Source organism: Lentzea sp. NPDC055074 (genome assembly GCF_053608005.1).
In genome coordinates this window covers 132,006-144,364 of the sequence record NZ_JBSGUQ010000003.1, presented here as the reverse complement: position 1 = coordinate 144,364, position 12,359 = coordinate 132,006, and the positions used below count along the sequence as shown (strand labels likewise).

Below are 12,359 nucleotides of genomic sequence, written 5' to 3'. Positions count from 1 at the left end.
TCAGCCCTTGATCGCGCCGGTCAGGACGCCGGTTCGGAAGTGCTTCTGCACGAACGGGTAGACGAGGAGCAGGGGCACGAGCGTCAGCACCACCACGGCCATCTGCAACGACAGCGGCGCGGTCTGCGAGAGCGCGTCGCCGAAGCCCTGGTTGACCGAGCCCGGCATCCCGTTGCCCCGGCTGACGTAGGTGTAGAGCACGTACTGCAACGGCCACTTCTCGCTGTCCGTCGGCAGGTACAGCATCACGTTGAAGAACGAGTTCCAGTAGCCGACGCCGTAGAACAACGCCATCACCGCCGTGACGGCACGCGAGGTCGGCAACACGATCGACCACAGGATCCGCCAGTCCCCCGCGCCGTCGATCCGCGCGGCCTCGATCATCTCGGCCGACGTGCTCGAGTAGAACGCCCGCAGGATCAGGATGTTGAACACCGACACCGCGCTCGGCAGCACCAGCGCCCACCACTGCCCGTACCCGCCGAGCCCGGTGACGACGAGGAACGTCGGGATCAGGCCGCCGTTGACGAACATCGTGACGATCAGCAACGTCAGCAGGAAGCGGTGGCCGAGCGACCGCGACCGGGAGAGCCCGTAGGCGCACAGGATCGAGACCACCATCGACACCAGCGTGCCGATCCCGGTGACGCCGAGGCTCACCAGCAGGGCGGTGCGCACGGTCGAGTCCTCGAGCATCACCCGGTACGCGTCGAGCGTGAGGCCGTCCGGCCAGATCACCAGGCCGCCGGCCCTGTTCACCGCGCCCTGCGTGGACAGGCTCGTGACGATGACGATCCACAGCGGCACCAGCACGATCAGCAGCACCCCGCCGAGGGTGAACCCCTTGGCCGCCTCGCCCGCGGCGGTCGGTTGCTCCTCCCACGGCGGCCGCGCCCTGTTCCGGCGGACCGGTCGCGGCGCGACGGTTTCCTCACGAGCCCGGACCCTCGTCAACGTGTCGGTCATGCGCGGTACAACCCGTCTTCGCCGAAGGCGTGCGCCAGCTTGTTCGCACCCCAGATGAGCAGCAGGGAGATGACGCCCTTGAACAGGCCCGCCGCCGCGCCGTAGCTGTAGTCGTTGGTGGCGATGCCGAAGTAGAACGCGAACGTGTCGAGCACGTCCGCCGTGTCGTGGCCGACCGCGTACCGCTGCACGAGGAACTGCTCGAAGCCGACGGTCAGCGCGTTGCCCAGGCGCAGCACCAGCATCAGCACGATCACGCCCCGCAGGCCCGGCAACGTGATGTGCCACAGCCGCCGCCACCGTCCGGCGCCGTCCGCCGCGGCCGCCTCGTAGAGGTCGGTGTTGATGGCCGCCAGTGCCGCCAGGAACACGATGATCCCCCAGCCCGCCTCCTTCCAGATCACCTGCGAGGTGACCAGGAGCGCGAACGTGTCCGGGTTCGTCATGACGTCCCAGGTGCCGAGGTCGTGGCCGCGCAGGAACTGGTTGAGCACGCCGGCGCCGCCGAGCATCTGCTGGAAGATCGTGATCGCCAGCACCCACGAGAAGAAGTGCGGCAGGTACACGACGGACTGGATGAAGTTGCGGACCCGTTCGCTCAGCACGGAGTCGAGCAGCAACGCCAACGCGATCGGCACCGGGAAGAACAGCACCAGCTGCACGGAGCTCAGGTACAGCGTGTTGCGCACCGCGCCCCAGAACAGCGGGTCACCGAACAGCCGCTCGAACTGGTAGAGCCCGACCCACGGGCTGCCGGTGACGCCGGACAGCGGGTCGTACTCCTGGAACGCGGTGACGACGCCGAACAGCGGCACGTAGTTGAACACCAGCAGCAGGAGGACCGCGGGCAGCGTCATCAGGATCAGCGAGCGGTCGCGCCGCAGCCTCACCCGCAGCGTGGTCACTGCCCGGAGCCGTACTTCTGCAGCACGTTGTCGTTCATCCACTGGATCAACCGGTCACCGCCTCCGCTGCCCTTCCAGGTCGCGACGGCGTCCTTGACGTCCTGCACCTTCTTCTTGCCCCGGTAGCAGTCCTTGACGGTGTCCGTGACGGCCTGCGCGGCCTCGGCGGTGGCCTGTGCCTGCGGCATGCTGATGTTCATGCCCCAGAACACGGGCTTGGCCAGCGCCTTGGCGTTCGCGGCCTGCCAGGCGGCGAGGTCGCGGGTGACGCCCTGCGCGGTCTGGTTGCTGATCACCTGGGCCGGCGAGGCGAGGAACGGGAAGGTCTGCGCCTGCACCTCCTTGCGGCCCGCGTCGGTGGGCGTCGGCACCCCGCCCGCCGTGGTGAAGTGCGTGCCCTCGACGCCGAAGTTGACCGCGGTGTACTCGGCGGACCCGAACGGAGCGGCGAGGTAGTTCGCGACGGCCAGCAGCTCCTCGATCTGCTCGCGCTTCAGGTTCGCGTTGAGGTAGCTGACGATGCTGGTGGCCGGGCCCATGTCGACGCGGGGCGTGCCCTTGCCGTCGGCGGTGAAGAAGTCGAACGCTCCACGCCGGTAGCCCGGGTTCGCGGCCACGCCGTTCTGGTGGTCGGCGAGGTTCCACGCTCCCGTGCCACCGCCCGCGATCAGCACCTTGCCCGCGTAGAAACGGGTGGTGCCCGCGGTGTCACCGGCCAGCGCGTCGGGGTGCACGTACCCGGCCGTGGCGAGGCGGTGGTGCCAGTCGACGGCCTCGAAGAACTCGTCGGTCTCGTACAGGTGGATGAGCTTTCCGTTGTCCACCTTCCACTTCAGCGGCGCGCCGAACGCCGTGTAGAGGTAGGTGTAGACGTCGTCGAACGCCCAGACGCCCGCCTTGGCGTCGGTCAGCTCCTTGCCCAGGTTCATCAGGTCGTCGGCGGACTTCACCTGGTCCGCGGTGATGCCCCTGGCCTCCAGGACGTCCCGCCGGTAGTACGTGGTCCCGGCGACCACGAACCCCGAGGAGAAGCTCGGGATGCCGTAGATCTTGTCGCCCCACGCCCCGGCCCTCCAGGCGGCGGTCGGGATGGCCGCGAGGTTCGGGTACTTCTTCACGTTGTCGCCCGACAGGAACGGCGTCAGGTCCGCGAGCTGGTTGCCGACCAGTCCGCCGGTGTTGAAGTTGGGGTTCCACCAGGACGGCAGGTTGATCCAGTCGGGCAGCCGCTTCGCCGCCGTCATCGTCGAGACGATGGTGTTGTAGGTGTTGCCGTCGGCCGGTTTCATCTCCAGCTCGACGCCCAGCGCCTTGTTCATGGCCTGGTAGAAGGCGTTGTCCGCGGGCGGGATCGTGCCCCACAGCGGGACGACGGCGGAGTAGCGGCCACCCCGGCCCGGCACCCCGGGCACCGTGGCGACGCGGTTCGCCGGGTAGCTCAGGAAACCGGGGTCGGTCAGGACGTCCGGGCCGCCCGCGACGGACGGGATGTCCGGCTTGATCGAGGTGAGCGGCACGTGGGCGGGCAGGGCGGCCTTCAGCCCCGCCTCGGAGTTCACCCCGGCCCGCTGCGCCGCACTGCCACCGCACGCGGACAGCAGCGGCCCGGCCGCGGCGAGTCCCGCGGCGGCGACGGCGGCGTTCAGGAAGCTTCTGCGGTTCAACTCGATGCCCATGACGGAACCGATCCTTCGTCGTCGAAGTGTCGAAGCGCTTAAACAGATGTCGGCGAGGCTAGTGATGCAGGTCTCTCAGGACAAGGGCGTTGACAGCAGAAACCTGGTCCTGCCAATGTCGAAACGCTTCGCTTCCGGCTCCGACCCGAGGGGTTGCCCCGTGGTTTCCGAGTACCTCCCCGTCGACGATCGGCCGGCGTTTCACGACCCGGCGCTGCCGACGCGCAAGCGCATCGACGACCTCCTCGGGCGGCTGACGCTCGACGAACGGATCGCGATGCTGCACCAGTACTCGCCGGCCGTGCCGCGGCTCGGCCTCGCCGCGTTCCGCACCGGGACGGAGGCGTTGCACGGCGTCGCCTGGCTGGGTACCGCGACCGTGTTCCCGCAGGCCGTCGGGCTCGGGGCAACGTGGGACGAGGAGCTCGTGCGGCGCGTCGCCGAGGCCACCTCGATCGAGCTGCGGGCGATGCACCACCATTCGCCCGTCATCAGCCTGCAGGCCTGGGCGCCGGTGCTGAACCTGCTGCGCGACCCGCGCTGGGGCCGCAACGAGGAGGGCTACTCCGAGGACCCGGTGCACACCGCACGGCTCGGCACGGCGTTCTGCCGTGGCCTCGCGGGTGACCACCCCCGGTTCCTGCGCGCCGCCCCGGTGCTCAAGCACTTCCTGGCCTACAACAACGAGAACGACCGCTGCGTCACGTCGTCGAGCCTGCGCCCGCGGGTGCTGCACGAGTACGACCTCGCCGCGTTCCGGCCCGTGATCACGTCCGGTGCCGCGACCGGGGCGATGGCCGCCTACAACCTCGTCAACGGACGGCCGTGCCACGTCACCCCGCTGATCGCGGCGGAGCTGCGCCGGTGGGCCGAGGCGACCGGCCGCGAGCTGTTCGTGGTGAGCGACGCGGAGGCACCGTCCAACCTGGTCGACCCGGAGCACTACTTCGACGACCACGCCGAGTCCCACGCCGCCGCGCTGAAGGCCGGCATCGACAGCTTCACCGACCACGGCGAGGACAGCGCGACCCCGGTCGGCAGGGTGCGGGAGGCGTTCGACCGCGGCCTGATCGACGAGTCCGACGTGGACCGCGCGGTCCGGCGGCAGCTCGCGATCCGCTTCCGCCTCGGCGAGTTCGACCCCGAGCTCGACCCGTACGCGGCCATCGGCTCCGAGGTCCTCGACTGCCAGGAACACCGGGCGCTCGCGCTGAAGGCGGCGACCGAGTCCGTGGTCCTGTTGCGCAACACCGGGTTGCTGCCGCTAAAAACCCCGCGGATCGCGGTGATCGGGCCGCTCGCCGACGCCGTGTTCGAGGACTGGTACAGCGGCACGCTTCCGTACGCCGTCACCGTCGCGAGTGGACTCACCGGGGTGCTCGGCGAGGACGTGGCCGTCGCGGACGGAGCGGATCGGGTGGCGTTGCGGTCGCGCACGAGCGGCGCGCTGCTGGGCGGCACCGCGTTCGACGTCACCGACTGGGGTGACGGGGTGCTGACGTTGCGGTCAGCGGAGACCGGGCGGTACCTGAGCCTGCGGGACACGTCCCTCGTGGCCGACCAGGAGAAGATCAAGAGCTGGGAGGTGCGCGAGACGTTCCGGCTCGTGCCCGTCGAGGACTCGCACCTGCTGCAGAACGTCCTGACGGGCCGGTACGCCGTCGTGCGCGACGGGCGGGTGAGCGTCACCGCCGACTCCCCCGAGGACGCCGAGCGCTGGGACCGCGAGCTGCTGCGCGACGGCACCGCGGAGGCACTCGCCGCAGCGCTGGCGGCCGACGTCGCGGTGGTCGTCCTGGGCAACCACCCGCTCATCCACGGCCGGGAGACCGAGGACCGCGCGGGACTCGCGTTGCCCGACGCCCAGGACGCGCTGCTGCGTGCGGTGGCGGACGTCCGCGCCGACACCGTGCTCGTCGTGATGAGCAGCTACCCCTACGCCGTCGACTGGGCGGACGAACACCTGCCCGCCGTCGTGTGGACGTCCCACGGCGGGCAGGAGACGGGCAGGGCGCTGGCCGCCGTGCTGCTCGGCGAGGCCGACCCGGGCGGGAGGCTGCCGCAGACCTGGTACCGCGGTGACGACGCGTTGCCGGACCCGCTCGACTACGACGTGATCAAGGCGGGCTGGACCTACCAGTACCACCGGGCCGAGCCGCTCTACCCGTTCGGGCACGGCCTCTCGTACACAGGTTTCGCCTACCGCGACCTGATCCTGTCCGCCGGGACGATCACCGCGAACAGCGCGGTGGACCTCTCGGTGACGCTGACCAACACCGGCTCCCGGACGGGCAGCGAGGTCGTCCAGCTCTACGTCCGCGCGCTGGACGCCCGCTACGAGGCACCACGGCTGCGGCTCGCCGACTTCCGCAAGGTCTCGCTCTCGCCCGGCGAGATCCGGGTGCTGACCTTCCGCCTCGCGGGCGACCAGCTGGCGCACTGGGACGTCGGCGGTGGCGCGTTCGCCGTCGACCCCGGCCGCTACGAGGTGCTCGTGGCCAGGTCAGCGGGTGATGTCGTGCTCACCACCCCGCTCACCGTCGCCGGACCACCTCCCGGGCCACGCGGCGGACGCCTTCGAGCCGCCGACTTCGACGACCACGACGGCGCCACCCTCGTCGACGCCACCCGCACCGCCGGTGACGCGGTGGCCGGGCCCGCGACGCTGTGGTTCCGTTCGGTGGACGTCACCGGTGCGGCCCGGGTCCAGGCCGAGGTCGCCGGTCCGGGCGGGCGCGTGGAGTTCCGGTCCGGTGAGGAACTGCTGGTGGAGATTCCCGTGCCGGCCAACGATGATCTGTACGTCTGGACCATCGCGCAGGCCACGTTGCCGGTACCGCTGGACGGCGTCCACGATCTCGAAGTGACGCTGCACGGCGGCGTCCGCCTCGCCGCCTTCCGGTTCACCGCGGCCGACTGAAGGAGCACCCGATGCCGTTGACGGACCTGTCCCTCGACGAACTCACCGCCTACCGCCCGGACCTGGTGGCACCACAGGACTTCGACGCGTTCTGGGACAGCACTCTGGCCGAGGCGCGCGCGTGCGGCGGTGAGGTGGGGACCGAGCGGGTCCCGCACCTCCTGCGCACGGTCGAGGTCGAGGACGTCCGCTTCCCCGGCTGGAACGGCGAACCGGTGGCCGCGTGGCTGCTGCGGCCACGGGGAGCGGAGGGCCCGCTGCCCGTCGTCGTCACGTACATCGGGTACACCGGCGGGCGCGGCCTGCCCACCGACCACCTGCTGTGGTCGGCCGCCGGGTACGCCCAGCTCGTCGTCGACAGCCGCGGCCAGGGCCACGACACCCCGGACACGGGCGGCGGGGTCCAGTGGGCCAAGGGTTTCCTGACCCGCGGCATCGACTCCCCCGCCACGTACTACTACCGGCGGCTGATCACCGACTGCGTCCGGGCCGTGGACGCGGTCGCCCAGCTGCCGGGACTCGACCCGGACCGCGTGGTCGCCACGGGCATCAGCCAGGGCGGCGGGCTGGCCCTCGCCGTCGCGGGACTGACGACCGTCGCCGCGGTGATGCCGGACGTGCCGTTCCTGTGCCACTACCGCCGGGCGGCGGAGATCTGCGCCGAAGGCCCGTACCAGGAGCTCGCCGAGTACCTGCGCTGGCACAGCAGGCACCGCGTCGACCCCGCGTTCGCGACCCTCTCCTACTTCGACGGCGTGCACTTCGCGCGGCGGGCGACGGCACCGGCGTTGTTCAGCGTCGGCCTGATGGACCCGATCTGTCCACCGTCCACTGTGTACGCCGCGTACAACCGGTACGCGGGTGAGGACCGGAACGTGACGGTCTGGCAGTTCGCCGACCACGGCGGCGGGCACGGTTCGAACGCCGTCGCACAGCTGGAGTGGTTGCGGGAACGAGGACTCGGCGCCTGACTCCCTTGTGGACGGTGTGTCTCAGCCCGACGAGACGACCTTCAGCCCGGTCCGTCCGGACAGCTTGGGCGGCAGCAACGTGAGCGCCGGTGGTTGCTGCCCGTTCAGCTTGGCCATCAGCAGGTCGACCGCTCGCCGTCCCAGCACGTCGACCGGCAGCGGGACGGAGGTGAGCCGCAGCCGTTCGGCGAGCTCGTCCGGGCAGATCGCCACCACCGCCACGTCGTCGGGCACCCGCCGTCCCTCGGCCCGCAGGCACTCGACCACCTGACCCAGCACGGCTTCGTTCTGCACGACCAGCGCGGACATCCGTGGCAGCTCGCGCACCAACGTGGCGACCATGTCGGGCACCGAGTGCTGGTGGCCCGCGGGCAACGCCGTCGAGGTGACGCCCCGGCGCATGGCCGCGGCGCTGAAACCCGCGAGCGTTCGCTGGGCGAAGCCGGTGTTGCGCGCGTAGACCACGCTGGGCGCGCCCAGGAAGCCGATGCTGCGGTGCCCCAGTTCGGCGAGATGGTCGACGCACCGGGCGCCGGCCGCCTCGAAGTCCAGGTCGACGCAGGTCAGTCCCTTCACCGCCGTCGGATGGCCGAGCAGGACGGAGGGCCGGCCCAGCTCGCGCAGCACCGGCACCCGTTCGTCGTCGAGCTCCACGTCCATCACCAGGAAACCGTCGACCCGGCCGCTGTCCGCCACCCTGCGCAGCCCGGCCGCGCCCTGGTCCGCCGTCACCAGCAGCAGGTCCATGCCGTGGGCGCGGGCGGCGGTGACCACCGACGTCACGAACCGCATCACGACCGGCAGGTGCACGCCCTCGCGCAGCGGCAGCACCAGCGCCAGCACGTTCGTCCTGCCCACCGGCCCTCGCACGGCCGCGAGCGGCCGATAGCCCAGCAGCCGGATGCTCTCCCGCACCCGAACACGAGTGCCCGACGAAACCGGACGTCTGCCCGTGAGCACGTACGACACCGTGCTGGGAGCAACACCCGCATGTTTCGCCACGTCCACAATGGTGACCACGCCGACACCTCCGGACGACTGCGAATCGAAGCGCTTCGACCCACGCCTCCGGCAACGTGACACACCGGAAACTCGCCCGTCAAGCGATCGGCGCTCCTTCGACGATTTCGACGAACGCGGCATCGACGTTCCCCGGCACTACGATGATCGCCACCAACCGGGCGAACAGGGGCGGGCATGATCACGATCAAGGAGGTCGCCCGTCACGCCGGCGTCTCGATCAGCACCGTGTCCTACGTGCTGAGCGGCAAGCGCAGCATCTCCGCGGAGACCAAGCGCCGGGTCGAGCAGAGCATCGCGGCGCTGGGCTACCACCCGAACGCCGGTGCGCGCGCCCTCGCGTCGAACCGGTCGCACGTGCTCGGGCTGGTGGTGCCGTTGCACTCCGACCAGAACCTGCCGGTGGTCATGCAGTTCGTCTCGTCGATCGTCACGTCGGCGCGCGAGCACGACTACGACGTCCTGCTGCTGACCAAGGAGGCCGGTCCGGGCGAGGCCCACCGGGTGATCGCCCGGTCGATGGCCGACGCGATCCTCGTGATGGACGTGGAGAGCAACGACCCGCGCGTGCCCGAACTGCGGACCGTCGACGCACCGGTGGTCCTGCTCGGCCTGCCCGACGAGCACGAGGGCCTGAGCTGCGTCGACCTCGACTTCGCCGCCGCCGGCGCGCGGATGGTGGGACACCTGGCCGACCTCGGCCACCGGTCGATCGCGCTGATCGGCTCGCCTCCCGCCGTGTACGAACGGGGCACGGGCTACGCCGCGCGGCTGCTGGCCGGGTTCCAGCGCGAGACCACCCGGCGGAACCTGCCGGCGTCGGTGCACTCGTGCGCCCCCGGCTACGACTCCGTCGCCGCGTGCCTCGACGCCGTGCTGCACCCCGACGGCGGGATCACCGGCCTGGTCGTGCACAACGAGGCGATCCTCGGACCGCTGCTGCTCGAGCTGCGGCGCCGGTCGATCGACGTGCCGGGCGACCTGTCGGTGATCACGCTCTGCCCGGACGAGGAGGCGGAGAGCCTGCCCGTCCCGCTGACGTCGATCTCCGTGCCCGCGCAGGAGTTGGGGACGATCGCCGTGGAGATGGCGATGACGAGGCTTGCCCACGACCTCGCGCCGGAGGTCCGTCTGCTCCAACCGCGGCTCACCGACCGAGGCAGCACCTCGGCAGGCTGAATCAGCGCATGTGAACGTCCTTTGTAGAGACGTTCGTACCGTTCAACCACCGTTTCCGCGCCGTTGTCCGTTCGGTCCTAAACGGACTCGAATGGAGGTGATGTTGCTCCGAACGGACTTGTGCCACCTGCACAATCGCGACGTAGGGTAATCCGATCACACGGCCTTCCAGCGGATTCCCGGCGAGGTCGGGGGAAAATCGTCGCCGTGTGTCATCAGCCGCGCACGAGGGGAAGTCTCGGGATGAACATCGAAACCGCGCTGAAAGAAGCGATGACGATCACCGGCGCGGTGGGGGTCGCGCTCGTCGACTACGACAGCGGGATGTCGCTCGGCTCCATCGGCGGTGGCGAGTGGCTGAACCTGGAGATCGCCGCGGCCGGCAACACCGAGGTCGTGCGGTCCAAGCAGCGCGTGATCTCGGCGCTCAAGCTGAACGACGAGATCGAGGACATCCTGATCACCCTGCACCGCCAGTACCACCTCATCCGCCTGCTGACGCCGGGTCAGCGCGGTGACTCGAAGCTGTTCCTCTACCTCGTGCTGGACCGCGAACGAGCCAACCTCGCGCTGGCGAGGCACAGCCTGAAGACCATCGAAGCCGACCTGACGGTGTGACCTGGATGCCTGAGATGCACACCTGGACACCGGCAGGTTCCGACGCGCTGCCGACGCGCAGACGCGGTTCGTCGTCCGAGACCACACCGTCGATTCCACGCCCCGCGGTCGGCACCGACGCGAAGATGATGGCCGACGCGCTGCAGGAGGTCTACGGCGATTTCGACTCCGTCTCGATCAACGGGGTGCTGGTCGCGACGCGGGACGGCCTGGTGCTGTGCGGTGTCACGCGCGGTGTCGAGGACGACGGTGTCGCCGCGATGGCGGCGGCCGCGGCCGGACTCGCGACCCAGTTCACCTCGCAGGCCGGTGTGGGCAGCCCGAGAGCGGTGTTCTTCGAAGGGGACTCCGGCCAGGTGGGGGTGTTCGGCGTCGACGCCGACACGCTGCTGGTGGTGCTCGGCGAACGCGACACCACCATGGGCATGTTCAACGTCGTGGCCAAGCAGGCACTGGCGATGCTGCAGCAGGCGGTCGCGGCCCGGCGGTGAGCCGCGCGTCCACAAAGGAATGGGTGGAGGTGACACCGCGCCCGGCGCCACCTCCACCAGAACGGTCAGCTTCTCCTGCCGCCGTAAGTGAAGCTGCCGAAGTCCGCCCAGGAACCGCCGCCGGTCGCGTACAGTCCGATGTGGACTCCCGTGAACCCGCCCGCGGCCTGCGTGCTGAGCACCCGCCCGTCGAACGGCTCGCCCAGCGGCCGCCACGGACCGGCACTCCCGGCGACCAGCGCGCGGTACTCCTGTCCCTCCGCCTCGAAGCAGAGCCGCACCACGCCGTCCGGCACGGTCGTCCTCGCCAGCACCGCGTCCTGACCTCCGGCGCGGCACACGAGGGTGACCTCGCGGTGGTCGCCGAGCAGGAGCCGGACGTGGTGGTCGTCGTTCTGCAACAGCACCAGGCCCGCGGCGTCCCCGGCGTCCGACGGCTCGAACTCGAGCTCGCAGGACGCGTGGAAGTCCTGGTGCTGCTGGCGGCGCACGACCAGGCTCGGCGACACCCGGTCGGTGATCTTCTCCGGACGCGCCCGCAGGCGGAGGTGGCCCGGCCGTTCCGCGAGCGACCAGAACACCTCGTCCGGTGTGCGCAGGAACGACCACGCCGGGTCGAGCACCGGCCCGTCGAAGTCGTCGGTCCCCGCGACCTCCGGCCACGGGTGCGCGGGGAGGTCGGGGACGTCGTAGCGGGACTCGACGCGACCGGTGCCGGGGCTGAACACCGGGCCACCGGCCTCCCAGGTCACCGGCACCAGGAACGTCTCCCGGCCCAGGTTGTAGACGTAGCCGCCGTACGGCCGGGTCGCGAGCAGCACGGCGAACCACTGACCTGCCGGCGTGCGCACCAGGTCCGCGTGCCCGGTCGCCGCGATCGGGTGATCACGGCCGAGGTGGCGGTGGGTCAGCACCGGGTTGAGCGGCGACCCGCGGTAGGGCCCGGTGACGGAGTCCGCGGTCGCCACGACCACCGAGTGCTCGAAGTCGGTGCCGCCCTCCGCGCACACCAGCACGTACTTACCGTCCACTTCGTACAGATGCGGCGCTTCGAGCCAGACGGAGTCGCGCAGTGCGCCGGTCCACAGCACGTGCTCGTCGCCGACCAGTTCCAGCCGCTCCGGGTCGAACTCCCGCGACCAGACCTCGGTCTGGCCGGGCCGCCCGCCGGGCACCTCACGGGTCCCCGTCCACCACGCGCGGCCGGTGTCGTCGTCGAAGAACAGCGACGGGTCGAACCCGTCCGCCTCGGGCAGCCACCGCGGCTCCGACCACTTCCCCGCCGGATCTGTGGCCGTCACGACGAAGTTGCCGCTCTCCGCCGTGCCGTCCACCAGCGTGCACACCACGTAGAACACCCCGTCGTGGTGGCGGATCGTCGGTGCGTACAGACCGCCGGAGGCCCGCACGCCCTGCAACGGCAGCTGGGACGGCCTGTCCAGCACGTGGCCGAGCAGGCGCCAGTGCACCAGGTCCCTGCTGTGGTAGATCGGCAGGCCGGGGAAGTACTCGAAGGTCGAGCTGACGAGGTAGTAGTCCGATCCCGCCCGGCACACCGAGGGGTCGGGGTGCGAGCCGGGCAGGATCGGGTTCTCGAACTGTGCCAAGGGGAC

The 12,359-nt window shown here is 70.5% G+C and carries 10 protein-coding genes; 5 read left to right on the top strand and 5 right to left on the bottom strand.

The genetic code is table 11. The annotated features are described in order from the left end of the window. Genes ACWF7A_RS07965 through ACWF7A_RS07955 form a run of 3 tightly spaced genes read right to left on the bottom strand, consistent with a single transcriptional unit; the run spans position 1 to position 3,547 of the window. Positions 1 to 966: a carbohydrate ABC transporter permease gene (locus ACWF7A_RS07965; protein ID WP_452249693.1), complete on the bottom strand. Its 966-nt coding sequence runs from the start codon at positions 964 to 966 to the stop codon at positions 1 to 3. Continuing rightward, positions 963 to 1,871: an ABC transporter permease gene (locus tag ACWF7A_RS07960; protein ID WP_452249692.1), complete on the bottom strand. Its 909-nt coding sequence runs from the start codon at positions 1,869 to 1,871 to the stop codon at positions 963 to 965. Before ACWF7A_RS07960 ends, ACWF7A_RS07965 begins: the two co-directional genes overlap by 4 nt. Continuing rightward, the gene (locus ACWF7A_RS07955; RefSeq protein ID WP_452249691.1) at positions 1,868 to 3,547 is read right to left on the bottom strand and encodes an ABC transporter substrate-binding protein; all 1,680 of its coding nucleotides are present in this window, start codon (positions 3,545 to 3,547) and stop codon (positions 1,868 to 1,870) included. Before ACWF7A_RS07955 ends, ACWF7A_RS07960 begins: the two co-directional genes overlap by 4 nt. A gap of 160 nt (positions 3,548 to 3,707) precedes the next feature. Between ACWF7A_RS07955 and ACWF7A_RS07950 the strand changes: the two genes are divergently transcribed. Beyond that, complete coding sequence (locus tag ACWF7A_RS07950; RefSeq protein WP_452249690.1) at positions 3,708 to 6,467, top strand: glycoside hydrolase family 3 C-terminal domain-containing protein; 2,760 nt, start codon at positions 3,708 to 3,710, stop codon at positions 6,465 to 6,467. 11 nt (positions 6,468 to 6,478) lie between these two features. After that, the gene (locus ACWF7A_RS07945; protein ID WP_452249689.1) at positions 6,479 to 7,438 is read left to right on the top strand and encodes an acetylxylan esterase; all 960 of its coding nucleotides are present in this window, start codon (positions 6,479 to 6,481) and stop codon (positions 7,436 to 7,438) included. A 21-nt stretch (positions 7,439 to 7,459) separates the two neighbouring features. Here the strand turns inward: ACWF7A_RS07945 and ACWF7A_RS07940 are convergent, their stop codons facing one another. Beyond that, positions 7,460 to 8,458 (bottom strand): LacI family DNA-binding transcriptional regulator, encoded by a 999-nt coding sequence (locus ACWF7A_RS07940; protein ID WP_452249688.1) that lies wholly within the window; start codon positions 8,456 to 8,458, stop codon positions 7,460 to 7,462. Positions 8,459 to 8,635: 177 nt separating this feature from the next. On the opposite strand from ACWF7A_RS07940, the gene ACWF7A_RS07935 reads away from it, so the two are divergent. The 3 genes from ACWF7A_RS07935 to ACWF7A_RS07925 all read left to right on the top strand — a co-directional run bounded on the left by ACWF7A_RS07935 (position 8,636) and on the right by ACWF7A_RS07925 (position 10,746). Then, the gene (locus ACWF7A_RS07935; protein WP_452249687.1) at positions 8,636 to 9,637 is read left to right on the top strand and encodes a LacI family DNA-binding transcriptional regulator; all 1,002 of its coding nucleotides are present in this window, start codon (positions 8,636 to 8,638) and stop codon (positions 9,635 to 9,637) included. A gap of 243 nt (positions 9,638 to 9,880) precedes the next feature. Continuing rightward, the gene (locus ACWF7A_RS07930; RefSeq protein ID WP_452249686.1) at positions 9,881 to 10,255 is read left to right on the top strand and encodes a hypothetical protein; all 375 of its coding nucleotides are present in this window, start codon (positions 9,881 to 9,883) and stop codon (positions 10,253 to 10,255) included. 5 nt (positions 10,256 to 10,260) lie between these two features. Then, positions 10,261 to 10,746, top strand: coding sequence for a roadblock/LC7 domain-containing protein (locus ACWF7A_RS07925; RefSeq protein ID WP_452249685.1), 486 nt, complete (start codon positions 10,261 to 10,263; stop codon positions 10,744 to 10,746). Positions 10,747 to 10,811: 65 nt separating this feature from the next. On the opposite strand, the gene ACWF7A_RS07920 is transcribed toward ACWF7A_RS07925, so the two are convergent. Next, entirely contained in the window at positions 10,812 to 12,353 is a 1,542-nt protein-coding gene (locus tag ACWF7A_RS07920) for a glycoside hydrolase family 43 protein (RefSeq protein ID WP_452249684.1), read from the bottom strand. Between the last annotated feature and the right edge of the window lie 6 nt (positions 12,354 to 12,359).

What these genes read in the sequence shown, in the direction of transcription:
- ACWF7A_RS07965 (WP_452249693.1), bottom strand. Translation starts at nt 966, where the DNA reads ATGACCGACACGTTGACGAGGGTCCGGGCTCGTGAGGAAACCGTCGCG.
- ACWF7A_RS07955 (WP_452249691.1), bottom strand. Translation starts at nt 3,547, where the DNA reads ATGGGCATCGAGTTGAACCGCAGAAGCTTCCTGAACGCCGCCGTCGCC.
- ACWF7A_RS07945 (WP_452249689.1), top strand. Translation starts at nt 6,479, where the DNA reads ATGCCGTTGACGGACCTGTCCCTCGACGAACTCACCGCCTACCGCCCG.
- ACWF7A_RS07935 (WP_452249687.1), top strand. Translation starts at nt 8,636, where the DNA reads ATGATCACGATCAAGGAGGTCGCCCGTCACGCCGGCGTCTCGATCAGC.
- ACWF7A_RS07930 (WP_452249686.1), top strand. Translation starts at nt 9,881, where the DNA reads ATGAACATCGAAACCGCGCTGAAAGAAGCGATGACGATCACCGGCGCG.
- ACWF7A_RS07925 (WP_452249685.1), top strand. Translation starts at nt 10,261, where the DNA reads ATGCCTGAGATGCACACCTGGACACCGGCAGGTTCCGACGCGCTGCCG.